At 37.8% G+C, this 26,388-nt stretch carries 19 protein-coding genes; 13 read left to right on the top strand and 6 right to left on the bottom strand.

Translation table 11 applies throughout. The annotated features are described in order from the left end of the window. Nucleotides 1-101: 101 nt before the first annotated feature. The 10 genes from OZP13_RS09355 (at nt 102) to OZP13_RS09310 (ending at nt 13,184) form a co-directional block, all read left to right on the top strand. Complete coding sequence (locus OZP13_RS09355) at nt 102-1,619, top strand: MauE/DoxX family redox-associated membrane protein (protein WP_269239864.1); 1,518 nt, start codon at nt 102-104, stop codon at nt 1,617-1,619. Between the two features lie 94 nt (nt 1,620-1,713). Continuing rightward, a complete protein-coding gene (locus tag OZP13_RS09350) occupies nt 1,714-1,983 on the top strand; it encodes a DUF6520 family protein (RefSeq protein WP_281296941.1) in 270 nt (89 codons plus the stop codon). Nucleotides 1,984-2,277: 294 nt separating this feature from the next. Further along, nucleotides 2,278-3,861, top strand: coding sequence for a type I restriction-modification system subunit M (locus tag OZP13_RS09345; RefSeq protein WP_281296940.1), 1,584 nt, complete (start codon nt 2,278-2,280; stop codon nt 3,859-3,861). Further along, nucleotides 3,833-5,110: a restriction endonuclease subunit S gene (locus OZP13_RS09340; protein WP_281296939.1), complete on the top strand. Its 1,278-nt coding sequence runs from the start codon at nt 3,833-3,835 to the stop codon at nt 5,108-5,110. The genes OZP13_RS09345 and OZP13_RS09340 overlap by 29 nt, the downstream gene beginning before the upstream one ends. Then, nucleotides 5,111-5,881 (top strand): abortive infection family protein, encoded by a 771-nt coding sequence (locus OZP13_RS09335; RefSeq protein ID WP_281296938.1) that lies wholly within the window; start codon nt 5,111-5,113, stop codon nt 5,879-5,881. It abuts the gene before it with no gap. Between the two features lie 18 nt (nt 5,882-5,899). Further along, a complete protein-coding gene (locus OZP13_RS09330; RefSeq protein ID WP_281296937.1) occupies nt 5,900-7,141 on the top strand; it encodes a DUF4917 family protein in 1,242 nt (413 codons plus the stop codon). Nucleotides 7,142-7,347: 206 nt separating this feature from the next. Continuing rightward, nucleotides 7,348-8,004, top strand: coding sequence for a hypothetical protein (locus OZP13_RS09325; protein WP_281296936.1), 657 nt, complete (start codon nt 7,348-7,350; stop codon nt 8,002-8,004). Between the two features lie 18 nt (nt 8,005-8,022). Beyond that, on the top strand, nt 8,023-8,478 hold the full coding sequence (locus tag OZP13_RS09320) for a DUF6998 domain-containing protein (RefSeq protein WP_281296935.1): 456 nt from the start codon (nt 8,023-8,025) through the stop codon (nt 8,476-8,478). Nucleotides 8,479-8,481: 3 nt separating this feature from the next. Further along, nucleotides 8,482-9,996 carry an ATP-binding protein gene (locus tag OZP13_RS09315; RefSeq protein WP_281296934.1) on the top strand — a complete coding sequence of 505 codons (1,515 nt, stop codon included), beginning with the start codon at nt 8,482-8,484 and terminating at the stop codon, nt 9,994-9,996. After that, on the top strand, nt 9,993-13,184 hold the full coding sequence (locus tag OZP13_RS09310) for a type I restriction endonuclease subunit R (protein ID WP_281296933.1): 3,192 nt from the start codon (nt 9,993-9,995) through the stop codon (nt 13,182-13,184). Before OZP13_RS09315 ends, OZP13_RS09310 begins: the two co-directional genes overlap by 4 nt. A gap of 176 nt (nt 13,185-13,360) precedes the next feature. Here OZP13_RS09310 and OZP13_RS09305 read toward each other — a convergent pair whose 3' ends face one another. Genes OZP13_RS09305 through OZP13_RS09295 form a run of 3 tightly spaced genes read right to left on the bottom strand, consistent with a single transcriptional unit; the run spans nt 13,361 to nt 20,475 of the window. Continuing rightward, nucleotides 13,361-16,024, bottom strand: coding sequence for an alpha/beta hydrolase family protein (locus tag OZP13_RS09305; RefSeq protein WP_281296932.1), 2,664 nt, complete (start codon nt 16,022-16,024; stop codon nt 13,361-13,363). A 2-nt stretch (nt 16,025-16,026) separates the two neighbouring features. Continuing rightward, entirely contained in the window at nt 16,027-17,451 is a 1,425-nt protein-coding gene (locus OZP13_RS09300; RefSeq protein WP_281296931.1) for a RagB/SusD family nutrient uptake outer membrane protein, read from the bottom strand. 18 nt (nt 17,452-17,469) lie between these two features. Beyond that, nucleotides 17,470-20,475 (bottom strand): SusC/RagA family TonB-linked outer membrane protein, encoded by a 3,006-nt coding sequence (locus OZP13_RS09295; RefSeq protein ID WP_281296930.1) that lies wholly within the window; start codon nt 20,473-20,475, stop codon nt 17,470-17,472. Nucleotides 20,476-21,127: 652 nt separating this feature from the next. On the opposite strand from OZP13_RS09295, the gene OZP13_RS09290 reads away from it, so the two are divergent. Together OZP13_RS09290 and OZP13_RS09285 are read left to right on the top strand one after the other, a co-directional pair. Further along, the gene (locus tag OZP13_RS09290; protein WP_281296929.1) at nt 21,128-21,313 is read left to right on the top strand and encodes a hypothetical protein; all 186 of its coding nucleotides are present in this window, start codon (nt 21,128-21,130) and stop codon (nt 21,311-21,313) included. Nucleotides 21,314-21,498: 185 nt separating this feature from the next. Continuing rightward, nucleotides 21,499-21,630, top strand: coding sequence for a hypothetical protein (locus OZP13_RS09285; protein WP_281296928.1), 132 nt, complete (start codon nt 21,499-21,501; stop codon nt 21,628-21,630). 172 nt (nt 21,631-21,802) lie between these two features. On the opposite strand, the gene OZP13_RS09280 is transcribed toward OZP13_RS09285, so the two are convergent. The 3 genes from OZP13_RS09280 to mnmE all read right to left on the bottom strand — a co-directional run bounded on the left by OZP13_RS09280 (nt 21,803) and on the right by mnmE (nt 25,132). Next, complete coding sequence (locus tag OZP13_RS09280) at nt 21,803-22,945, bottom strand: tyrosine-type recombinase/integrase (RefSeq protein ID WP_281296927.1); 1,143 nt, start codon at nt 22,943-22,945, stop codon at nt 21,803-21,805. Further along, complete coding sequence (locus OZP13_RS09275; protein WP_281296926.1) at nt 22,942-23,505, bottom strand: helix-turn-helix domain-containing protein; 564 nt, start codon at nt 23,503-23,505, stop codon at nt 22,942-22,944. The genes OZP13_RS09280 and OZP13_RS09275 overlap by 4 nt, the downstream gene beginning before the upstream one ends. Before the next feature lie 232 nt (nt 23,506-23,737). Further along, nucleotides 23,738-25,132, bottom strand: coding sequence for a tRNA uridine-5-carboxymethylaminomethyl(34) synthesis GTPase MnmE (mnmE, locus tag OZP13_RS09270; protein WP_281296925.1), 1,395 nt, complete (start codon nt 25,130-25,132; stop codon nt 23,738-23,740). Between the two features lie 392 nt (nt 25,133-25,524). On the opposite strand from mnmE, the gene OZP13_RS09265 reads away from it, so the two are divergent. After that, nucleotides 25,525-26,355, top strand: coding sequence for a universal stress protein (locus OZP13_RS09265; protein WP_269239811.1), 831 nt, complete (start codon nt 25,525-25,527; stop codon nt 26,353-26,355). Nucleotides 26,356-26,388: the final 33 nt, after the last annotated feature.

Below are 26,388 nucleotides of genomic sequence, written 5' to 3'. Positions count from 1 at the left end.
AATAACAACTTATCCGTTTTAGTAAAGTTTTTGTCCTAAAATGACAACTGTTATTATTTTGAAATCCAGAATTTTACGGAATCAAAATAAACTATTGCTTTATGAAATTAGCTGCCAAGACACAAAACCTTATTGTCGAGATTATTGCACTTCTTTATGTATTGTTGTTTGTTTATGCAGCAGTGAGCAAAATTTTGGATTTTGAAAACTTTCAGGTGCAATTGGGACAATCACCCTTATTGAGTGCTTTTGCCCATTGGGTTGCTTTTGGCACTCCTTTTCTTGAGCTATTCATTGTCTTGTTGTTGGTGTTTCCAAAATGTCGTTTGACGGGGCTTTATGCGGCTTTTAGTTTAATGGTTCTGTTCAGTACTTATATTGTCGTCATTTTGAATTTCAGTTCTTTTGTTCCTTGTTCTTGTGGAGGCATTCTTGAAAACATGAGCTGGACACAACATCTCGTCTTCAATATTTTCTTTGTTGTTTTGGCTATAGTAGGAATTTATATGTTGACAGCTTTCGAGACTGACCCAAGTTCCACAAAAATGAATCGTCTTTGGATTGTGATTTCGGCTTTATTTGTTGGCAGTGTTGCCATCGTCATGCTGCTTTTCGTGACTTCCGAAGAAATTATCCATCATCGTAATCCTTTTGTTCGTCGCTTTATTCCACATCGCATCAACAAACAACATCAAGAGGATCTGGGTTACAACTCGTATTATTTTGCCGGTACTGGAAAGGGTACAATTTATCTGGGGAATTATACCGACCCTTCACGAATTACGGTTTTGGACTCTACCTTAAAAAATAGAAAACAATACACGATCCAGCTTGATAACGTGAATTTTCCTTTTCGTTCCATTCAAGTCAAAGTAGTTCCTCCTTATTTTTATGTTCTTGACGGCACAGTTCCCTGTATTTTTAAAGGAGCCATTGGAAATTGGAAAGCTAACTTAATTAGGTATCGAAATATCCATTTTTCAGCGGCAGCAATAATGCACAACGATGTCATTGCCATACGAACTCGCGATACCCAAAAAAGAGAAAATACCCTAGGTGTTATCCAATTTGGGAATCCTGCCAAGGTACAGTTGGCACCCAAATTATTGCAAAAACAAATTGACGGTGTTTTTGATACAGATGGCAGTTTGCATTATAGTCAAGCATTGCAAAAGCTGGTTTATGTGTATTATTATAGAAATCAATTTATTGTTTCAGACCCCCATCTTAAATTAATTTATCGTGGAAAGACCATTGACACCAATAGTGTGGCCAAATTAAAAATAGCTTATTTGCCTGAACGGGGCATAAAGCAATTTTCGGCGCCACCATTTACCGTCAATGTCTCCAGTTCGGTATTTAACAATTTACTTTTTGTCCACTCCAATTTGGAAGGGAAATTTGAATCCCAAAAAATGTGGGAGCAGGCTTCCGTAGTTGATGTTTATGATATTGTGGAAAATTCATATCAGTTCAGCTTTTATGTTTACCACCATAATCGTCAAAAAATGAGAAGTTTCGTTGTTACCGATTCGCATTTGTTTGCCTTGATAGACAATCAAATTGTTGCTTATTCGCTTGGAGATTTATTTAAAAATAAATCGAGAAATTCCCAATAGGAATTCTCGCAATGACATACTGGCCAGTATCAGGAAGTAGATCGAAAACCTGTAAAAAAGAGTAGATCCTATTTTAAATTTAAATTGAATTATTATGAAAACGAGTATTGTAAAAATGATCCTGCCAATGGCGGTATTTGCATTGGCCATTACTGGAGCTTTTGCCTCCCATGCCGAGAATGTTGCCAAAAAAAGAGCCCCTGCCGCCATTCAAGGTTGGCTTCCAGTTGCAGGAGCCTGTAATCAATCCATCCAGTGTAGTGATACCGGCAATATGCTGTGTAAAACTTCCTCCAATCAACAAGTTTTTGGAAAAAACGAAGCTGGAGATTGCGAAGTGGAATTGTACAGACCAAGCAATTAAAAATTGTCAATGAATTTGAGTAATTTTTGCGATGCAGTCACTAAAAGTATGGTGGCTGCATTGTTTTTTTTTATTATTCCCAATGAAATAAAGTTATTGAAAACAATGCTTTGGCAGTATTAACTTTAATGATGGTTGAATCCAAATCGAATGACATAGGCTTAATGGCAAAAGTTAATATTAATTTGAGAAATAATAAAAAATAATTACTCATTTACGGTTTCTCGTATTCTGTATGAAATTATTTTCAATACCTTAGCAAAGTATAATTTTTCAGAAACAACATCTACTACAATGTCCAAACAAGTTACCCCAAAACAAGCTAAACCCAAAAAAGAAAAAAGCATCGAAGAAACCCTTTGGGACTCCGCCAACAAACTAAGAGGAACCGTCGAATCATCAGAATACAAGCACGTAGTACTGGGGTTGATTTTCCTGAAATTTGCCAGTGACAAGTTTGAAGAACGACGTAAGGAATTGATAACTGATGGAAAAGAGAAATATCTTGAGATGAAGGAATTCTACAATATGTCGAACATTTTCTTTTTGCCGGAGGAATCCCGTTGGTCGTTTATTATCGAAAATTCCAAGCAAAGCGATATTGCCCTGAAGATAGACACCGCTTTGCATACCATAGAAAAGAACAATCCTGCCCTGAAAGGCGCTTTGCCGGACAATTATTTCTCTCGCCTGAATATGGATGTGAGCAAATTGGCGGCTTTGTTGGATACCATCAACAATATTGACACGATCAAGGACAAGCAGACTGATATTGTGGGTCGCGTGTATGAATATTTTCTGAGCAAGTTTGCCTTGGCCGAAGGAAAAGGGAAAGGTGAATTCTACACTCCAAAAAGTATCGTAAACCTCATCGCCGAAATGATAGAACCTTACAAAGGGGTTATCTATGACCCCGCTTGCGGTTCTGGTGGCATGTTTGTGCAATCCATCAAGTTTATTGAAAACCACCACGGGAACAAAAAAGAAATTTCCATTTACGGACAGGAATATACGGCCACTACTTATAAACTGGCCAAAATGAACCTAGCCATTCGCGGTATTTCGGCGAATTTGGGTGATGTGGCAGCCGACACTTTTGGTCGTGACCAACACCCCGATTTGAAAGCCGATTATATAATGGCCAACCCTCCTTTTAACCAAAAAGACTGGAGAGCCAGTGATGAACTGGTAGATGATCCTCGCTGGAGAGGCTATGATATTCCGCCAACCAGCAATGCCAACTATGCCTGGATTCTGAATATGGTAAGTAAATTGTCCGAAAACGGCGTAGCCGGTTTTATCTTGGCCAATGGTGCCCTTTCTGGCGGTGGCGAAGAATACAAAATTCGAAGAAAACTGATTGAAAACGATTTGGTGGAAGCCATTGTGATTTTGCCACAAAATATGTTTTATACCACCAATATCAGCGTCACGCTCTGGATTCTGAACAAAAACAAAAAAGCCAGAACAGTTCACTTGCCGGATGAAACCCGAAACTACCGTGACAGACAAAATGAAATTCTTTTTATGGATTTGCGAGAAGTGGGGATTCCATTTGAGAAAAAGTTTATTCAGTTTTCAGAGAAAAATATTAAAGATGTAACTGGAGCTTACCATAATTGGCAAGCTAATTTAAGTCAATACAAAGATGTTCCCGAATTTTGTTATTCGGCTTCATTTGAAACGATAGTTGCTAAAGATTTTTCTTTGGTACCCAGCAAATACATCACTTTTGTAAATCGCGATGAGAATATTGATTTTGATGATAAGATGATCGCTTTACAAACCGAGTTTTCAGAACTCTTGAGAGCCGAAACGAAGTCTAAAAACGATTTGTTAAACGTATTTAATGAATTGGGCTATGCAATCGAATTATAAGCCGATAGGTAATTACATTCGTCTGGTTGACGAACGGAACAAGGGATTAAAAGTAAAAGCATTGTTAGGACTTAGTATTTCCAAGCAGTTTATAAAATCTGTTGCCAATATCATTGGAACAGATATGGAGAATTACAAAATCATACGCAAAAGTCAATTTGCTTGTAGCACTATGCAGGTAAGACGTGACAGGAAAATGCCTGTTGCGTTATATACAGAAGATGAACCGGCTATCATATCACAAGCTTATCCAATTTTCGAAATAATAGATACGGACGAACTTTTGCCTGAATATTTAATGATGTGGTTTACTCGTTCAGAATTTGATAGAGAAGCTTGTTTTCATGCTGTTGGTGGTGTGAGAGGAAGTTTGGAATGGGAAGATTTTTGTGGTATGAAATTACCTATTCCGTCTCCCGAAAAACAACTAGAAATAGTCCGTGAATACAAAGTCATTCGAAACCGTATTACCCTCAATAATCAACTTATTTCTAAACTCGAAGAAACTGCCCAAACGCTTTACAAACAATGGTTTGTGGATTTTGAGTTTCCTGATGAAAAAGGGAAGCCTTATAAAAGTAATTGTGGAAAAATGGTCTGGTGTGAAGAATTGGAGAAGGAAATTCCTGAGGGGTGGAATTACAACAACTTAGGGAGTTTGATTGAAACTATTAATGGATATGCATTTAAGAGCGATGAATTTTATGATGTTGGAAAATATCCAATTTTAAAAATAAAAAACATAAAAGCTCCATATGTATATATCCAAGAAGATACTCAATATTTTATGGGTAATCTACCTAAAACCCTTAATAGAATTATTATTACAAAGGGCGATATCCTTATATCAATGACGGGATCAGGAGCAAATCAATTAAATTCAGCAGTTGGTCAAGTAGGTAAATATTACTTTAATTTTCCATCGCTGTTAAACCAAAGAGTAAGCAAACTATCTCCAGTCCATTCTTATTATAAAGAGTTTGTTTATCAATATGTCTCCTCCAAAGAAATTCAGACTGAACTGTTGAATGGATCCACAGGAAGTGCAAATCAAGCAAATATTTCCCCAGGTCAAATAAAAGATTTAAAAATATTAATTCCACATGAAAACATATTAATGAAATTTTCAATAATGTCTAATGCAATAGACAATTTTAAAAGTCTAGAAATGATTGATAAACTTGAAGAATTGAATGTTTTATTGTTAGCCAAAATGACAAAAGTTGAAACTGAAAAGGGATTGGTTTAAATGGATGATGAATTAAAACATATAGATTTATTGAATGATTTTGAATTGGTTCAATACTTTCAAGACCATTTAATTATGCGTGCTACTGGTGATGGATTTGATAAAGATGCCTATACTAAAAGCAGAAAAAAATTGGTTGATAACAAATCTATTTCTCATCTTCTGCCTAAATGGATTGACGCTAATCGTACCATCGATCAGTTTTGGACATTTATAAAAGCGCGTTACAGTACCTATCAGGAGAGAAGAGAGTTTATTTGGGGTGAATTCAATATTTTACTTTCTCATCTTGAAAGCGGAAAAACATCGCCTTTAAATGAAACAATTGTTTTTAACGAAGTTCATCTTCATTCTTTATGGGAAAAAGCATTGGAAAGGAAAGAAAGTGATCCCGAAGGAGCCATTACATCTGCCAGAACTTTAATCGAAAGTGTTTTAAAACACATTCTTGACGACCAAGCTATTCCCTATAACGAAAGTGCCGATCTTCCCGTATTATATAAAGAGGTGGCGAAATCCTTAAATCTAGCTCCTGAACTACATAATGAAGGTATATTTAAACAAATACTTGGTGGAGTAACAAGTGTTGTAACCGGTTTGGGAGCTTTACGAAATAAATTAGGTGATGCTCACGGAAAAAGCAAAACCAATGTAAAACCAAGTTTAAGACATAGTGAGCTTGCTGTCAATTTGGCTGGTTCAATGACCATGTTTTTATTTAGAACTTATACTGAAAAGAAGAATTTAGATGAAAAACTTTCTAACAATTGAAGCTAAAAAAAAAGAATCATGAGTAATAGTTTAGTGAAATATTCGGAAATGTTATCTGAAATTGAAAATACAGAAAATCATCTATTATTAGGTAATGGATTTAATTATTCTTTGGGTGTAAATACTGGATATAAGAATATTTTTGATGTTATGAAAGAACTAAATCCCATATACAATAGTTTAAATATTGAAGATAATAATTATGATATTGAGGGGATAATTGGTAGGTTGAAAAACAACATCAATAATCCAGATAAAGATTTTTTAGATTCATTCATTAACAATCAAGTTAAAAAAGATTTTATTAAAGCGTGTTTTGCAATTGTTAAAGAATCAATTAAAAATATTTATGAAGAAAAAAATAACGGAATAGGATTGCTTTTTAAGAATTTCACCACTTATTTTTCACTTAATTATGATCCTTTTTTATACTTACTGCTTTTGAAGTATAAAAAAAATGAAAACTTACTTGTTTTCAACAATTCAATTCCATTTATAGAAATTGATTTAAACATTCAAACTTCTGAAACGTATAAAACTATTAAAGAAATTTATTTTACATACAAGAAAGATATTTTTAATAGTAAAGGAATACAAATATTAGAAAAGGATTTTAGTAAATTGACTAAAACCGATTTTGAAAAACAATTGAGTGATGTATTAAAATCCAAAAATATTAAAAATTATAAAAAATGTCTAGAGGTTTTATATGAGGAACTCCGCTCAAATTCAATACAATTAGAAATTAACGATGGTTTTACTTTTTCAGAACCACTATCTTTATTCAAATATAATCCTGAGATAAATAGAAATTTATTTTTTCTCCATGGCGCTTTTCATTTATATAAAGACAAAAAAAGTATTTATAAAATAACAAAAGAAAGTGATAAGGCTTTATATGAAATAATCGATGGGATTTTGGATAATGAATCTAAAGATTTGATTTGTGTTTTTACAAATGAGAATAAAATTGAAGAAATTAATGATAGTTTATATTTAAAAAGAAATTTTACTGAACTTTCAAATTTGAGAGGAAGTATGGTTATTATAGGTAGCTCACTAGACGATAATGATAAACATGTTTTTGATTGTATAAATAATAGTAATGTGAACAAGATATTTTTTGCTTCTTCCGAAAATAGATTTGAAAAAGATAATGAAAAATTACAAGCATTATTTCCTCGTAAAGAATTTGTATTGTTTGACCGAGAAACTATTACCTATGATAATATTGAAAATTCGATATTAGAAAGAGAATAAATTATAGAATAATACAATGAGCAAATCTCAAAACATAGAATGGAAACAAAGTTGGATATCAGGATTTTAAAAAATTAATTACATAGATTTTTTTTTATAATTTAAGAAATCAAATAACTCTTCCCGTTATAAAAGAGCAAAGTAAATAATACAATCAAATTTTTTTTAATAAATAGTTAAGATTCAAAGTACATACAAAAGAAATTATGGATAAAATATTTAAAACTTATAAGAAACTATTTACTCAACGATGCCATAACATTCCCTTATTAGAAATTGGAGAAGATTCTGTTAGGTATGACTTTTTCATTGCTTCAACTGAAGTTAAAAATCTAAAAAATTATGAAATTGTTTTAGAAAGTGCAATTAGTAGTCAAGCCTATATTCCAAGACAAGTGAGCCCAAATACATTAAGAAAGCAAAAACCAAAAATGGATATTGTGATAGATAAATTAAATATTTGTGCAGAATTCGGTTTGTTTAGGCAAAATAGTAATGAAGAAGGGACTATAAACAAAACAAACAGGTTAATTAAGACTTTAAACGATATGATAAGATTGGGATTGGAATCCAATTTTACTAAACGAAATGCCTATTTTATTTGTGTTGCAGATAGTAAAATGTTAAGACATCAATTGCAATCTAAAAGTTTAGGTCCATTCCCTTCAGATTATCAGATTAATTTAGATTTAGTAAACGAATTATGCTTGAAGAAAACATCTGATTTTGATAGACGTTTTATCAATAAGATGCAAGAATTAAATCTGAGCTTTAATGCTAAACTGATTTTCAATGAAGAAATTATCGCTGACAAAATAAATTTGGAAACTCGATTAATAGCTTGGGAAGTTGTCCGAGCATAAAATAGCGTCAAAGATAAAATGCAAGAAATCAAACAGCTACTCGAAATCACTCAAAAGTTGAGAAGCCAATACCAAAGAAGTTTTTCATTGGATGGTCGCCTAGTAGGTGATATTGGTGAAGTTTTGGCAGCTGAGAAATATGGTTTGGAACTGTATAATGAAAATACTGCTATTTATGATGGTTTTGAAAAAACGACAGGAAGGAAAGTACAAATAAAAGCTTCGTTTAAGAACTATAGTTATTTCCCTTTTGGAGAAGATAAAATACCCGACTATTTCTTGAGCATAAATATACTTGAGAACGGAGAACTAGAAGAATTGTATAATGGACCAGGTAGTTTCATTGTAGAACATTATATTCAAAAAAGAAATTTAAAACATTATAAAGAAACTTTTTATACTCTTTCAAAAGGAATTTTGACGAGTTTAAACAGAGAAGTTCCTTTAGAGGAAAAAATAAAAATAGTTTTATAAGCTATGAGCGAATCTCAAAACATAGAATGGAAACGAAGCTGGCATAACGACTATCTGAAATGGATATGCGGTTTTGCCAATGCAGTTGGAGGAATTATCTACATCGGAAAGGATGATGATGGTGCGGTAACACATTTGGAGCATCACAAAGCCCTAATGGAATCCCTGCCCAATAAAATCCGTGAAAATTTGGGCATCATCTGTGATGTCAATTTGCATGATGAAGCGGGTAAAAAATATATCGAAATTAGGGTCAATCCGTATTCGGTTCCCGTGTCGCTCCGTGGGCGTTACTATTACCGTTCCGGCAGTTCCAAAATGGAAATGACCGGAAATACCCTCAACGAGTTTTTACTCAAAAAAGCGGGTAAAACATGGGATGATGTCATCGAAGAAGGTGCCAGTTTGGATGACATCGATGACAATAGTATAAAGACATTTGTTAAAGATGCCTTAAAAAGCGGACGCATGCCCCATGATATTGGAGAGCTTTCTACGGTAGAGCTTTTGGAGAAAATTCGTTTGCTCGATCAAGGCAAACTCAAAAGAGCCGCCATTATCTTGTTTGGTAAAGACCCGAATCGTTTTTATCCCAACATCAAAGTAAAAATAGGCCGTTTTGGCATCAATGATGCCGACCTGCGTTTTCAGGAAGTCGAAGAAGGCAATATCATTGAATTACTGAAAACAGTTCCCAATCAGTTAAACTACAAGTTTTTTATCAAGCCCATCGATTTCGAAGGTTTGCTGCGTATCGAAAAAGAGGAGTATCCCGTGGCTGCCATACGAGAGATGCTGTTGAACGCCTTGGTGCACCGTTCCTATATGGGTTCAATGGTTCAAATGCGCGTGTATGACGATAAATTAAATATCTGGAACGAAGGTTTACTGCCTGAAGGAATGGACTTGGAAAGCCTAAAACATCACCATATTTCACGCCCGAGAAATCCGCTGATAGCCGATGTTTGTTTCAAAGCGGGTTATATTGATTCTTGGGGTCGCGGTACCTTGAAAATATATGAAGCCTGTAAAGAAGCCGGATTACCTGAACCGGAAATCACGAACTTGGATGGAGGTATTTTGGTTACTGTATTTAAAAAAGAAACTTCGTCTTTAAACGACCAAGATAATGCTGTGGCAGGTGGTCAAGTTGATGATTTAGAGAAGTCTATAGAACAAGTTCGAAGGGAATTTGGGTTGTTGTCAGACCGAATTGCTCTAGGCAAGGAAAAGAATATTGCTTTTTTACGGGGTAATTACGGGGTATTTACGGAAGAAATACGGAAGAAGTTCGGAATAAATACGGAAGAAATACGGAAGAAATACGGAAGAAATGCAATTGATATTCTTATGCTCTTCATGCTTGAGCCATCTATTAGGTCTAAAGATATTGCTGTTATTCTTGAACTAGCGGCAAGTACAATAGAAAAAGTTATCGCTAAATTTAAGGATGATGAAGTGATTGAAAGAGAAGGTTCAACAAAAAGTGGTTATTGGAAAATAATAGAACAAAAATGAAATTCACCGAATCACAATTAGAAAAGGCATTTATATTCTTGCTGCAAGAAGAGCGAATGACGCATCTTGCCGGCGGTGATGTGCGCAAAGCAGAATTCAATGGTTTGAGCGAACCTCCAATGGTTTATGGTCATGTGGTAAGTGAAAAGGTGCTGCTAGTTGCCGATTTTAAAAATTACCTGCGCAGCCAATACAAGACTGAAAATATCACGGAAAACGAAATTGATTCGATCCTCAGGGATTTGGATCGTCTGCCGGCTTCTGATTTGTATGAAACCAACAAAACCATCATGAAAATGGTAAGCGACGGTTTCCTGTTGAAACGCGAAGACCGCAACCAGAAAGATGTTTACATTCAGCTGATTGATTATTCCGAGCAGGATAACAACAGTTATAGAATTGTCAATCAATTGGCGATTAAGGGGTATGAGATGCGTATTCCCGATTTAATTTTGTACATCAACGGATTGCCTTTGGTGGTTTTTGAATTTAAAACTGCCATTCAGGAAAACACATCCATTCATGATGCTTTTGTTCAATTGACCACAAGATACAAAAGAGATATTCCCGAACTCTTCAAATACAATGCTTTTTGTGTCATAAGCGATGGAGTCAATACTAAAGCTGGTTCCTTTTTTTCGTCCTACGAATTCTTTTATGCCTGGCGTAAAATTGAAGGCATGGTCAATGAAGTGGATGGAATAGACGCCATGTTTACGCTCATTCAGGGAATGTTCAACCGAAACAGGTTAAGAAACATCATCCAGAATTTTATTTACCTACCGGACAGTTCCAAGAAAAATGACAAGATAGTTTGCCGTTATCCTCAATACTATGCCGCGATTAAACTTTTTGAAAATATAAAAATACATCAACGTCCTGAAGGTGATGGAAAAGGCGGTACCTACTTTGGCACCACAGGTTGCGGAAAAAGCTACACGATGTTGTATTTGAGCCGTCTGTTGATGCGAAGCACTTATTTTGGAAGTCCTACCATCGTATTAATCACGGACAGAACTGATTTGGATGACCAATTGTCGGGTCAATTTACCAATGCCAAAGGATTTATCGGTGATGAAATGATTATCAGCGTTGAAAGCAGAAGTCAACTAAGGGAACTATTGCAAGGCAGAAACAGCGGAGGGGTATTCCTGACGACCATTCACAAGTTTACGGAAGATACCCGATTATTGACCAAACGAAATAATGTAATTTGTATATCCGACGAGGCACACCGCAGTCAAACCAATTTGGACCAGAAAATAAAAGTTACCGATAAAGGGGTGTCCAAAACTTTCGGCTTTGCCAAATATTTACACGATTCCCTGCCTAATGCCACTTATGTAGGTTTCACGGGAACACCCATTGATGCCACGATTGATGTATTTGGCGATATCGTCGATACCTATACGATGAAGGAATCCGTGATTGATGAAATTACGGTACGCATTGTTTATGAAGGTCGTGCTGCCAAAGTGCTGCTTAATAACAGCAAGCTTCAGGAAATTGAGGAATATTATAATCGTTGTGCCGAGGAAGGCAGTAACGAGCATCAGGTGGAGGAAAGCAAAAAAGCGATGGCGCAAATGAACGCCATCATTGGCGATCCCACACGATTGAAAACCGTGGCCGAAGATTTCGTGAAGCATTATGAAAACAGAATTGCAGAAGGTGCTACGGTAAAAGGAAAAGCGATGTTTGTCTGCAGTAGCCGTCCGATCGCTCATGAATTGTATAAAAATATTTTGGAACTCCGTCCGGAATGGGGCGAAGTGAAAATTGCAGAAGAAGGTGTCGTGCTTTCTGAAAAAGAACAAAAGGAAATCAAACCAATGGAGCGCATCAAAATGGTGATGACCAGAGGAAAAGACGACCCCGAAGTCCTATACAATCTGCTAGGAACCAAAGAAGACCGCAAGGAGTTTGACCGCCAGTTTAAAAATGAAAAATCCAATTTCAAAGTTGCCATTGTCGTCGATATGTGGCTGACTGGTTTTGACGTGCCGTTCCTGGACACGATGTACATTGACAAACCGATACAAAGACACAACCTAATCCAAACCATTTCAAGGGTAAACCGAAAGTTTGAAGGTAAAGAAAAAGGCTTGATAGTTGATTATATTGGAATCAAAAAACAAATGAATTTGGCTTTGGCGCAATACAGCAGTGCCGATGCCCAGAACATAGAAGATATAGAGCAATCCATAGTGGTTGTTAAAGACCAATTGGATTTACTGGGCAAATTGTTCCATAAATTCGATAAATCAAATTATTTCAAGGGTTCGCCAATAGCACAATTACAGACTTTGAATCAGGCAGCAGAGTTTGTCCAGCTTACCCAAGAGCTGGAAAAGAGATTTATGTACATCGTAAAACGATTAAAATCGGCTTACGATATTTGTTCCGGTAGTGGTGCGTTTAGCGAAACCGAACGAGATGAAATTCATTTCTATTTGGCTGTACGCTCCATAGTATTCAAACTCACCAAAGGTGTTGCCCCGGATACTGCGCAAATGAACAATAAAGTGCGCCAAATGCTGCAGGAAGCCATTGAAAGTGATGGAGTGGAGGAAATTTTCAAACTGGGAGAAGACAATCAAACCGAAGTAGATATTTTCTCGGAGGATTATATGGCCAAGATTGATAAAATCAAACTTCCCAATACCAAAATCAAGCTTTTACAAAAGCTTTTGGCCAAAGCTATTGACGATGTAAAGAAAATTAACAAGATAACTGGAATTGATTTTTCTAAACGTTTGCAATTCATAGTTGACAAATACAACGAACGAAAAGAAAGTGATGTATTGCGAAGCGAAGTTTTGGAGGATTTCACAGATGAAATTATTGATTTGTACTATGCCTTAAAAAAAGAAAAAGATTCCTTTAAAGACCTGGGCATTGACTTTGAGGAAAAAGCTTTTTATGACATCCTGAAAGCTTTAGCAGTAAAATACGATTTTGAATATCCCGAGGATAAACTTATTCTTTTGGCACAAAAAGTAAAAGGGGTAGTGGATGACAAAGCAAAATATACCGATTGGAGTAAACGTGACGACATCAAGGCCGAACTTAAAGTGGATCTCATCATTCTTTTGGCTGATAGTGGGTATCCTCCTGTAGATAGAGACGAAGTGTATAAAGAAATCTTCGATCAAGCAGAAAATTTTAAGAAATACAGAACTTATTGATAATTGCCATAAACAATTTTCAAATAAGTTATAGAAATCCAATATTGCCTTGATTTCACCTTGATTTTCTGCCTGATTATTGTCGAACATTTCTTTAACGATAGATTCTATTTTGCCTAAAAAAAGAACAAAGCCCTTTGTAAAACAAGTGCTTTGTTCTTTAGTCAAAGGGAAGATTATTGTTGCTTGTCTTTCAAATAATAATCAAACCAATTTTGAATGCGATGCGTCAAATCCTTTTGATTGGCTTCTTTCAGTAGTTCATGACGTTCTTTTGGATAGACCAACATCGTGGCTTGTTTTTCCAATCTTCGCAACGCCAGATAGAATTCGATACTTTGATTGCTGTTGACTTGCTTGTCCTCTTCTCCAGTCCAAAAAAGTAGCGGTGTCTTGATTTTTTTGGCGTTTAAAACCGGGGAGTTTCGATTGTACGCTTCCATATCTTCGAAAAGGGATTTTCCCATTCTCCATTGTTGGCTTTCAAACCGCCAAATTTCGGGTCTGCCATTATTCCAGCCCACGGTAAGGTACCAACTCGTCAAGTCGGTGGCTGCAGCTCCCGCAATTACCGTAGCAAAAAGATCGGTTTGGGTGACAATGAAACTGCTTTCATAGCCACCGAAAGAATGTCCTATAAGACCTATTTTATTGGGTAGTACCAATCCTTTATCGATTACAGATTGTGTTGCGGCAACCACACAATCCAGTGCAGAAACTCCCGGATTTCCGATTTCGTAACTGATGTCGGGATACAAGACAAAATAGCCTTGGGTAGTAAAATTGGTTCTGTTGAATCCCCTTGAATCCAGCTCGGAGGGATTTATATAATAATGCAATTCATGGGACTGTCGTTCGTAAAGATGGACTATCATCGGGTATTTTTTGGCAGGATTATAACCAGCAGGGTAATACAAAACTCCTTTTAATGTTTTTCCTTTTGCATTTTGATAATAAATAAGTTCCGACTTTCCCCATTCGTATTGATGATGTTGTGGATTGCTTTCAAAAAGCTTTTTGGGCGTGTTTTTCGATTCTTCTTTAAGAATTAAAGAGGGTGGACTGTCGTATTTTTGTTCTCTAAAGATATACGCATTGCCTTTGGAAGCTTTCAGTATTTGGTCTATTCGGCTGTTGGAATAGACTAGTGCTTTTTCTCTTTGTTTCCTGTTCCAGAAATAATAACCTGAAAACAAGTTGTCTCCTTTGGCTTGCAGCAGAAGCCCATTGTCCAAGTCCACTTCGGTGCTGGTTAAACCGTCAAAATTTTGTTTGTTCCAGGTGCCGTCCTTGTTTTTGGGAATCCGGAAGCAAATTTGTTTTTCTTTGCCGGCGGTGAGTCGCGTTGCTTTTTTGCCGTCCGGGCTTATTTCCCAAATATCGTATTGGTCGTAAATCAATATGGAATCGTCATTTTTGGTCCATCCAGCGATGCCGTAAGCAGGGATTTCTCCCGCATTGTCATAGTCCACATCCTCGCAGTTGATGCCCAAATACTCGGTGATATTTCGATGTGTCTTGGTATTCAGGTCGAAAATCCACCAGTTCTTGTTTTTGAAATAAACAAAGTATTTGCCGTTGGGTGAGGCCAAGAGGTGGTTGATGTTGGCCGACTGTTTTTCGACCCATAAGGTAGATTCATCCGTTTCCAGATTCTTCAAATAGAGATTCCTGTCATCATCGTATTGATATTGTGGTTTGTTGGCCATCGGATTGTACACCAGTGCCCACTGTTGTTTTCCATCCAGCATCAGCCTGGGGAATTTGGTTGTGGTTATTGGGATACATTGGTTTTTGGAAGGCCACCATACGGCTGTCTTTACTGTTTTTTTCCAATTCTGGATGCCTTTTTGCTGTGGATAAATCCAGTTGTCGCTACCTTTCCAGATTTGGACGGTTTCTGGATTATTTTTATTCTCTATCTGGTCTTTTTCCTTTATTCCAAAAAACACTTTTTGACTATCATCGGAAATCGTCAATGGGATGATTCTGCCTGTGTCCATTTGCATATCTTCTGGAATATTGGGCTGGTCCTCCAATGAAAATGAGACGGGATTATTCTCGTTGCAGTTGTAATAGATCAACTTCGTGTCTTTCTTGGCAGTTTTGTCCAATGCTACTTGGAAAAAAGCCAGGGCATTGCCCGAAGCATTCCAAGCGAGATTCGTGAAATGGTATTTTGTATCTTCGATAAGTACTTTTTTGGTTAGGATGTTGTCCAAGTTTACCAGTAATACGGCATTACGTTTGTTGGATTCAATGGAGCATATCATTTTGTTTCCGGCTGCATTCAAGAGGAATACAGTTGCGTCTTTGATTTCTTCTTTCCATTGACTATTGGATGTACTGATTTCAAGGCTATTTTGGTTATTGGAATCCTTTTTTAAGACTATCCGGTATTGCCCGTTTGCCGAAAAGGCAAAGGCAACGGCATCGGGAATCAACTGTTGTTCATTTGTTTTCAGATTTATTGCTGCCAATCCCGCAGGAGTTAAACAGGCAAAAGATTCTTCTTTATTGAATTTTCCCTCCGAACCCTTTGGAAAGGGGATCATTTTTTTGGTTTTGGTGTTTTTCAGGAATACGGTGTCGGTGGGTTGTTCATCATAACGCATAGAATAACTGACCCAATTTCCTTTCTCGGATAGTTCCTCCAGTTGTAAATTACCCCAAAGGGGATAATCGGTGGGGGTAAGTTGTTTTTTTTGTTTTACCTGTCCCAAAAGGGGACAGGCTACTAAAACAAAAATAAAGAGTGCCCCAAGGGGAAGGCACTTTGCTGGCAGGTTTCCTATCAAATGGAATCCTTTTTTTACGGTAGTATGTTGTAAAGCTCTCATTTTTAATAACCAAAATTTTGGGGTTGTAAATTGGGATTGACCAACAATTCCGTGGCAGGAATAGGCCAAAGCTGGTCTTTGGCATCCCAACCCAACTTGACACCTGAAAGTGTACTGTCCAATGTATGGGTTCTTTTCAGGTCAAAGAAGCGGTGACCGAATTCCGTGAAGAATTCCAGCCTTCGTTCCTGTAAAATAGCTTCAAGAAGCCCGTTGGCGGTGGTTGCAGCTGTATTGCCCAATCCCGCTTGATTGCGGACGGCATTCAAGTCTTGGGCAGCACCGACTAGATCGTTTAAATGCGCTTTGGCTTCGGCACGAATCAGGTATTGTTCCGCCAAGCGCAATACAATGGAATATTCCAACGAGGTCGTGGTGTTTTGGTATTGATTGTATTTGTAGGCGTGATACCAAGTAGTGGTTCCGTTGGTTACGGCTTTTGTCCACCAACTTTTGCGCAAATCCCCTGTCGGAAAAGCATTCATTAGTCCAGGACTCAATGCCGTCAAAGGAGGAGGGCCGGCAGTGAAAATGAAAGTTTCCCCTTCGTTGGTGTTTTTACCCTTGACGGCCGGCATCAGTTGCCAAATGGTGGTGGTGCTATTTTTTAAAAACACCTTGTTCAAGCTAGTCCATTGGTACAACGCAGTATTGTTGATTACTTGGGTGGCGTTTGCGGCAGCTTCCGCCCAATTGTTCGAGTATAAATCGACTCTTGCCAACAGTGCGATAGCGGCATATTTGTTGGGACGCACTTTTTCGGTACTGATATAGGCTTCCGGCAACAAGGCAATGGCTTGTGCCAAATCGGCCTTGATTTTGTCGTACACTTGCGCTTGGGGAATTCGTTTTGGGGTACTGTTTTGTTTGTAATCCGTAGAAGAGACATAAGGGATGTCTCCAAAAAGATTCGTCAGGTAGAAATGAATCAAGCCCCTGACGAACAATGCCTCTCCGGCAAGTTGGTCACGGTCTGGTGTTGGCAAGGCAACGGCATTTATTACTCCTTCCAACACACTGTTGGCACCATAGATTTGATTGTAACTGCTGTTCCACATTCCAGAAATGTTGCTGTTGGTGGCTACCAGTGCATTGTTGTAAAAGTCGAATGATGCGCTGGCTGTTGAGCCGTAACAGACCAGTTCATCGGTATAATTGCCCAACTGATTGGAAATCCCCGCGGATGTTCCCGTCAGCAATCCATTGTCCCTGATTTTGTTGTAAATGTCCACCATGGCCGCATTGGCTGTCGCTTTGTCTTCAAAAACAGCAGGAGAAGTCAATTGCGAATTGGGCAAGTCCACTTCCACAAAATTGTCACAGCTGTTCAGCAAACAAGATTGCAGTATCAGTAAGAGTATCCATTTTTTGTTGTGCAACCTATTCGTAAATAAGTGCATAAGGATTGTATGATTGTTGATTTTCATCTTGAAAAATTTTAAAGGTTAGAAATTCAGTTGAATGCCTGCTGTTACCACTTTTAGGGGAGGCAAATAGCCTGCGGATCTAAATTCGGGGTCAGCACCTTTGTAAGGCGTGAACAACAGCAAATTCTGGCCTTGTACATAGATTTTGCATCTCAAGTCTTTGATCCAATGTTTCGGAATATCATAGGAAAATGCAATGTTTTTAAGTCGAATAAAAGAGGCGTCACTTACTGCTGCATCACTGGAAATATATTTGTAATAGGCTTCCACCACGTCATTGTTGACTCCCGTGGAATATTTTTGATAGGGATTGGTGTCTCCGGCTTGTTTCCAGCTGTCGGCAGCATAGACCGACTGGTTGACAAAGGCACCGGGAAGTCCCGCGATATATGCCCAGTTGTAGTTTTCTTGTTTGACGAATTGGAACAAGAAATCCAGTTGCCATCCTTTGTATTCCAGATGATTTTGCAGTCCTCCAAAATATTTTGGACTTAAATTCCGGATGGTTTGCGAATCGTCGGGATAGGTGATGACTTCGTCTCCATTTACGTCTTCAAATTCATATATCCCCGTTTGTGGATTTAAACCGGTATTGTGGTACAATTTCTGGATGTTTATGGATTGCCCAACGACATATTGGTTGGCATAGGTGGAACCCGCCAGCCCCGGGAAGGAAACCAGTTTGTTTTGGGGTACTGTCAGGTTGAAATTGGTTGTCCAATGGAATTGTGGTGTTTGAATATTTGTGCTGCGCAACGTAACTTCAACTCCGGTATTTTGAACGGTAGCATCCAAATTGGCTTGCAGGGAACTAAATCCCGTTGTGGCAGGCAATGGAATCCCGACGAGTTGGTTGGAAGATTGGTTGTTGTACCAAGCCCAAGTGAAGAAGATTCGGTCTTCCAAAAAGCCTGTTTCTAAGGCAATCTCCAGTTTGGTGTTGGTTTCCCAGCCGTAATCGGGATTAAAAAGGCGGGTGGGTTGCAGTCCCACAATTGTTTGGTAGCTACTGCCCGAAGAACTGTAGGTATCCATGAATTGGTAATCGCCGATTTGGTCACTTCCCGTGGTACCATAACTGGCCCTCAGTTTTCCGAAACTCAAAAAGGAGGCATTGTTTTTTACAAATTGCTCTTTGGAAAAGATCCAGGCACCGCCGACCGCTCCAAAAGTGGCGAATTGTTTGCCTGGTCCAAAACGACTGGAACCATCTCTTCTTCCCGTGGCGTTCAAAATGTATTTGTTCTGCCAATTCCAGTTGATGCGACCAAAAAAAGCTTGATATTTATATGCGGTTTCCTGATTGTTGAGTACCGTTATGGTGGTGGCTGATGCCAGATCATACATCAGGCTGTTGCTGGTAAAGCCTCGACCTCTTATAATTAGTCGGTCACTGTCTTGGTTCAAGAAAGTACCACCCAAAAGAACGTCCACATTTGATTTACCCAATTCTTTTTTCCAATTAATCTGTGGTTCGATAATCCAGGATTGTCTGTTGGTGTTGTTGACCAAAATGGAGGAGTTCTTGCTGGTGATGTTGTAGGCTGGATTGTTGATTGTGGATGGGGTAGTGCGGCTTTCCTCGTATTGCAGGTTGGTATAGCCAAAACTGGATTTCAATTCCAGGTTTTGGAACAGTTGATAGGACAAAAGAGTGTTGGCCACCATGTCGCCATTTTTGGAATTGAATTTTCCTTCCAGATTGGCCAAGGGGTTTTCCCAAGTATTGTTTTCCCAATTCAACTTGCCTTGGGCATCGTACAAAGCGGGTGCATTGGGTGCCAGCGACATTGCCATAAGCGTGAAATCAGTCCAAGGCTGGTCGTTGTCCTGATGGGTGTAGTTGGCGGAAAAGTTCAACTTGAATTTTTTGTTTTCGGACTCGTGGTTGATGTTGGAATGGAAGGCGGCTTTCTTGTAGATGAAATCCCCCGGAAAAACGGTACTTTCAGAATGGTAAGTACCGCTCAACAAAAACTGGGTGTGCTCATTGCCACCTGAAACGGAAGTTTGGACTCCCGTAATTTCGGCAGTGCCGCCAATGAGTTCTTTTTGCCAGTCCGTATTCCGGGTTTGATCCCAAGTTCCGTTGACGTCATACTCATAGTCCGGATATTGCGTAATCCCGTCATTGGCAAAAGCTTGGCGGCGCATCGCCAAATATTGTTCCGTATTCATCAGCTCCATCGTTTGTGTCACGCGTCCCGAACCTTTGGAGGCATTGACCGTAAACTGGGTTTTGCCTTGTTTTCCTTTTTTGGTACTGATAAGCACCACGCCATTGGCACCACGGGAACCATAAATGGCAGTGGCATCGGCATCTTTAAGGACTTCGATGCTTTGGATGTCGTCGGGGTTGATACTGTTCAGTGGACTGCCGTCACCCGGCATATTGGTCGAAATTTGGGAATAACTCAGGGCTTGTGAGGCATAGGGTACGCCATCAATGATGTACAGTGGTTCGTTTCCGTCTGCCCTCAAACTGTTGATTCCTCTAATTTGGATGTTGAAACCACCACCGGGAACACCGGTTTCCTGCGTGATATTGACACCCGCCATTCGTCCCTGCATCGCAGCCAAGATATTGGTGACGGGTTGTTTTTCGATATCCTTGGAAGTGATTTTTGAAATATTTCCCGTGCTTTCACTTTCCTTGGTGGAGTAATAACCGGCATTGATGACGACCTCCTTGAGGTTGGTCGCATCTTCCCGTAATTGTACATTAATTATGGAACGATTGGTAACGGGTATTTCGACAGATTTGTAGCCCATAAAGGAAAAAAACAAGATGTCATTGGGTCTTGCGATTATGGAATAATTGCCCTTTTCATCGGTGAGGGTTGCAATGGATCTACTTTTTATTAGTATGGTAACTCCGGGTAAAGCCCCGTTGTCATCGGTCACGATACCCGTGATGTTGGTATTTTGGGCATAAACTCCTGTAAAGCAGCACAGGAAAAAAAGGCAGTACAATTTGGGCAGTGCTGTAACTACCCAAGGCTTGAAGAGTGAATATTTATTCATACTTTTGGATGGGTTTAATGAAACATTGGTTTTGTTGGCTTTGGTCCTCTATACTAGTTTGGCGACAGGGTAGAGGGCCTTTTTTTGTGCTGATGCCATGAAGACGTCAAGGCACGAAGGTTTTTGTTTTTTAATTCATAGGCATTTGAATTTATAGGGTTAAAAGGAAAGTTCACCGCCGTTGCTTGTTGCAGCCAAGCGTTGGCGGTGTCTTTCCAGACTAATTCAGTGAACTAATTGTGTTTTTGCGAAGTCTTAATATAAGTTGCAGCGCCAAGAATTGAAGAGAGAAACCAATGGGAATAAAAATGGCATGGAACTCAGCTTATTGCCTTAGAGGTACTGGTATACCGAGGAACAATAAGTGAGCCCACGCCATAGAGCGTGAGCATCTTACTTATCATTTCGTTCCTTTTAAAATTACCAGTTTTCTAAGACGAAATTCAAAGCGAATGCTTCAATGTTTTATTTGAAGAATCGCAAATTTAATAAAATCCTATTTAAGGATTTTTTTAATAATTCAAATATATGAAAAAAATCACAAAATTGTCAAATTTGACAATTTTTTTTCTTTTGATTATCTCAATTTCACATAGTGAAAGAGATTAGGAAAAAATATTATATAGCATTTGGCCAAAATTTACAAAAGCTAATGGAAAATTATAACAAAGACGTTATGACTGTAGCTTCTATAGGGAAGATTGAGCCTAAAGGTGTATATAGAGTTTTAAATGGAGAACACGGAGCTTCCTTAGGGACTATAATTTCGTTAGCTAAAGGATTAGATATTGAACCTAAAGAATTATTTGATTTTGAATTTTTTCTAGATAAAGAATAATGTAAATTATATACAATACCACTGAAAAAGATGCCAGTAGCATCTTTTTTTGTGCCTTTAAGTCACTTGTCAATTTAGAATTATCACTTGTCAAATTGGGAACAACTGATAATATATTTATTAAACATAATTAGTCTCATTTTTTTATTTATATCTTTGATATCTAATCAATTAAATTTATAATTATGGCACTCAAACCAGGACCAAAAAGAATAGCAGACTCAACAGGAAAACCAGATAGACGTCAACGTGATAATAAAGATACGCCTGGCAATACACCTTCATTAAAGCCTCCCAAACGAAAATCAGACAAATAATAAATTTGTGATTATTGCTTGACTTTAATTTATTTAGATAAAGAAAAAAGATGCCGAAACGTATATGTCGGTTTTGTTGGTGGACATTAGGAATGGTTTTGGTTTTTGATGGTTAAAGTTTAATTGACTGTACTCGTTATGATACTATTATTTTAAGAGTTCAAGATCCTTCTTATTTAAATGAAATTTTATTAGTTGTTTCTCTTTTTTTCTCGTCAATGATTTTTGTATATATCTGCGTTGTCTTTATGTTTTTGTGTCCCAACATTTTCGATACCGTAAAAATGTCGGTACCTGCCGCCATCTGCAATGTTGCATACGTATGCCTAAAGCAGTGAAATGTAATATGTTTTTCAATTGATGCGTCTTTAACCCAAATAGGCAGCAGTCGATCCACGTCCCATTTTTTTAAATCATAAAAGACTCTCTTATATTGTGTCTCTTTTTCACCTAAGAACTCGAACGCTTCCTGGGAAATAGGAAGAGTTACTGGTCTGTCAGTTTTTTGTTGCTTAAATCTGATGTAATATCCTTCGCTTTTACTATACTGCACTTCTTCCCATGTAAGTTTTGCAATATCGGAATAGCGTATTCCTGTTAGCAGAGAAAACATGCAGATGCGTTTAACAATCTCTTTTTTGCATGGTGTCCTAAATAGCCTTGAAGCTTCTTCCATAGTCAGGAAATTTCTTTGGGACTCCTGTTCCTTGATGCTATCAACCGCAGCATTAATATCAGTTTGCAGTAATCCTTTCTTATAAGCTTTTCGAAGGGTGGCCTTGATCTTGTTAAAATAGGATAATGCAGTGTTTTGAGCCAAAAACTGGTCTTTTTTCTTTAAACATTTTGCCTTCAAAATGTATTCTCTGAAGTCTTCAATAATTGTTACATCTATTTCCTGCATTAATATGTCCTCGTTCTTAAGAAACTTTTCGAAGTGGATAATTGCATATTTCCAGATTTCAGCGTTATTGCCAGTCTTGATTTCTGCTGTCTGTTTTAGATACTGTAGAAATGATTTTTCTCCTATTTCCTGCAGACGTAGCCGCTCTTGTTCAAATGGTGTATAGATTTGCTGCTTGTTTAATTCATTAAGCCTATTTGCACAAATCATCTCGGCCTTGTGCAAATTTTCTGAGTTCATTGCTTTATCAATATTGTTTTTTGGTTTTGAAATCAGATATAAACCTAAATATTCTCTGCGCGAAAATTTACGAGTTTTAGCGTTATAGATTGGAGGAAAAAAATCAAGGTATAATGTAATCTTTCCACTTGGCAGCGTCCTTTTTCTTAGCGTAACATTTATCTTTTTCATCTTCCTGCGGCATTAAAAATTATATCAATATCCTGTTTGGCTACACAGGTGAATTTTCCAACGGAATATTTTACTATACCCTGCCGTTGAATCAATAGATAGAGTGCTCCTGAAGAAATATTGTATTTCTGCTGAATTTGCGTGATAGTATAGCAATTGTCAAAGCCAGGAAATTGCTGTCCAGTTTTCAAAGTTACATCCTGTATGGGAATAGCAAAGAAAGCTTCAAGGTCGCATCTGCGAATAACTGTTCGTTTGCCAAACTTTGCAATGTCCAGGTATCCATTGTTAACTAACCTGTAAATAGTACTCCTGCTGATCCCGAAAAGAAGGCTGGCCTGAGTAATTTTTAGAAACTCAAGCGGCTTTATTTTTTCCAAATCTGTGTTTAAAAGCTGAACGGTTTCGTTATTGCTTTTTTCTACTTTTCCTTTACGCACCAGTGCTTTATAGCCTCTACTGTTGCAAATGGGTGAACAATATCGCGTTCGTGTTGTTTTGGCTGTGAACTGATTTTTGCAGTGCTCACAAATTCTGATAACCTCAATTTTAGAACTCATAATGTGATTAATTTTGTATCCCATTGTGTCTATGTGTGTCAGATTGTGTCATCATCTCACCAAAAAAAAATCTTGATGCAGATTTTTTTTTCGTGGTACAATAATGGTACAAAAAGGAACAAACTATCTGTAAATAAAGCTAAATAAACAGAACGAAGAATCCCAGTTAAAATGCCGTTTTATGACATTTTAACTGGGATTCTTTGTTTTATTTTGTGATGTTTTGTGAAACTTATTTTCCGATGCAAAAATTGGCAAAAATATTTCCTAAAAGCTCGTCATTGGTCACTTGGCCGGTAATCATCCCAAAATGGTACAAAGCTTCCCGAATGTCCAAAGCCATCAAGTCGCTCGACAAATGGGTTTCCAGTCCGTATTTTACTTTCTGGATTTCGTCCAAGGCTTTCAACAAGGAATCATAATGACGCGTATTCGTTACAATAGTTTCATTATTTCTTAAAGCACCCGTGTTTACAAAGGAAAGGAGTTGATTTTTGAGTTCATCAACGCCTAATTTTTCCTTGGCAGAAATTAGGTTCAGATTGTGTATTTCAGATTTAAGGTTGTCGGCTTCATTTTTGGAAAGTAAATCCGATTTATTTCCAATAATAATTAGGGGTTTCAACGGAAACTGATTCTTGATTTTTTCAATTTCTATTTGGTTCATCTGCAAACTGCCGTCTGCCATCTGCAAACTGCTGTCCAATAAATAAATTACCACCTGTGCTTGTTCAATTTTTTCGAAAGTTTTTCGGATGCCAATGCTTTCCACAACGTCTTCCGTTTCTCGAATCCCTGCCGTATCGATGAATCGAAAACCGATCCCGCCAATAACCAATTCATCTTCAATCGTATCACGGGTGGTTCCTGCAATGTGGGAAACGATGGCACGTTCTTCGTTCAATAAAGCATTCAGCAAAGTCGATTTACCAACGTTTGGTTCGCCCACAATCGCCACGGGAATCCCGTTTTTGATGACGTTTCCAACGGCAAAGGAATCAATCAAGCGTTTCAAGACAAACTCGATTCGATTCAATAATTCGTGAAATTGTGTTCTGTCGGCAAACTCCACGTCTTCTTCGGCAAAGTCCAATTCGAGTTCAATCAAGGAAGCAAAATTCAACAATTCTTCCCGCAGTTTTGCGATTTCGTTCGAGAAACCACCACGCATTTGTTGCATCGCAATTTGGTGCGAAGCTTCATTGTCGGACGAAATCAAGTCTGCTACGGCTTCGGCTTGCGATAAATCGAGTTTGCCGTTCAAAAAAGCTCTCAGGGTAAATTCACCGGGATTGGCCATTCGGCAGCCTTTTCGAAGCAATAATTGAATGATTTGTTGTTGGATATAAGTCGAACCGTGACAGGAAATTTCGATGGTGTTTTCGCCGGTATAGGAGTTGGGTCCCTTGAATAGGGAAACCAAAACTTCGTCCAGCGTTTTGTTGTTGTCGATAATGTGTCCCAAGTGCAAGGTGTGGGTTTTTTGTTGGGTCAAATCCTTTCCCTTGATCGATTGAAAGACCGAATTCCCAATAGCAATGGCATCATCACCGGAAATCCGGATTATCGCAATGGCTCCTGCCCCAGAAGGTGTGGCCAAGGCCACAATAGAATCGTTGTACAGCATTTTTTTAGTTCTTGGATGCAAAGTTACTAAATCTAAATTAGTATCAATTTTAAAATTAGTTCAGGGCATTCGCTTTTAAAAAAGTTTTACACAAATTCCACAAATTTGCACGAAGAGTAAGTTTTGAAAATTTTAACTAATTCATAAAACTGGTGATAATTAGTGACAATCCAATTCTAATAAACGATACGATCGGTATTAATTTGTGCAATTCGTGTCCGATAATTTTAAATGCGAATACCCTGAATTATTGCCCACGGAAATTTTAAAACAATCAAAACGTCCTGCTTTTTTATTTAGTGTAAAATAAAAGGTAAATTACTGGTAATTAATCTGTTAAAATCGTATCTTTATGGGTGTAAGTTTATGTTTAATTCTTTAAAAAAAGAAAAATGAAACGGATCCTGTTTCCTACAGATTTTTCTGAAGCCGCTACAAATGCCTTTGTTTATGCCTTGGAGTTGGCTAAAATAGTGCATGGCGAATTGATAGTATTGCATTCCTATGATTTGATTCCAATGGACGATCAGTTTTTTCCGGAAAACTTCAATGAACTTTATGATTCGGTAGAGTTTGCCAATCTTGACCTGTTTAAAGATGAGGTGCCAAGGCTTCGCGATATAATGGACAAGCATAAATTGGGACATGTCAAAATGATGCATGAACTTATGGAGGGTGATTTGTTTACAAATATCAAAAAATCGATCCACCAGAATAAAATAGACTATGTGGTTATGGGAACTTCCAGCAATATGGGATGGGAGGCTCTTTTTGCCGGATCCAATTCAGGTACCGTAGTTCTTGGCCTTGACGTCCCCATGTTTTGTATTCCTTTGGGTGTGAAATTTAAAAAAATCAAGACGATTGGATATGTTAATCACTACACGTCCAAGGACAAAGAAGCACTTGCCGCAGTATTGAATATGGCCAAAATGTTAAATGCCGTGGTTAAATCCCTTTATGTGAGAACAAGTAAATCAAAAATGGATGCCGAAACCAAAAACAGATGGGAAGAAAACTTTGCCAATGAACCAATAGCTTTTTTTGAGGTTCGAAACGACGAAATAAAGCAAATGATACTGGATTTTGTTTCACATCAGGAAATTGATGTTTTAACGATGTTGACGTATAAAAGCAGTTTTTTCGAAGGCATGTTTGTCCCAAATTATGCCAAGAAAAATGAGGCCGATATTCCTATTCCCATTTTGGTTATCCATGCTTGAAAATAATGTGAAATTAAATTTAAGTTGTTAGTA

The organism is Flavobacterium limnophilum (genome assembly GCF_027111315.2).
Lineage (GTDB): Bacteria > Bacteroidota > Bacteroidia > Flavobacteriales > Flavobacteriaceae > Flavobacterium > Flavobacterium limnophilum.
Note: the sequence above shows the minus strand (reverse complement) of the source record. Positions and strands in the feature narration are given on the sequence as shown.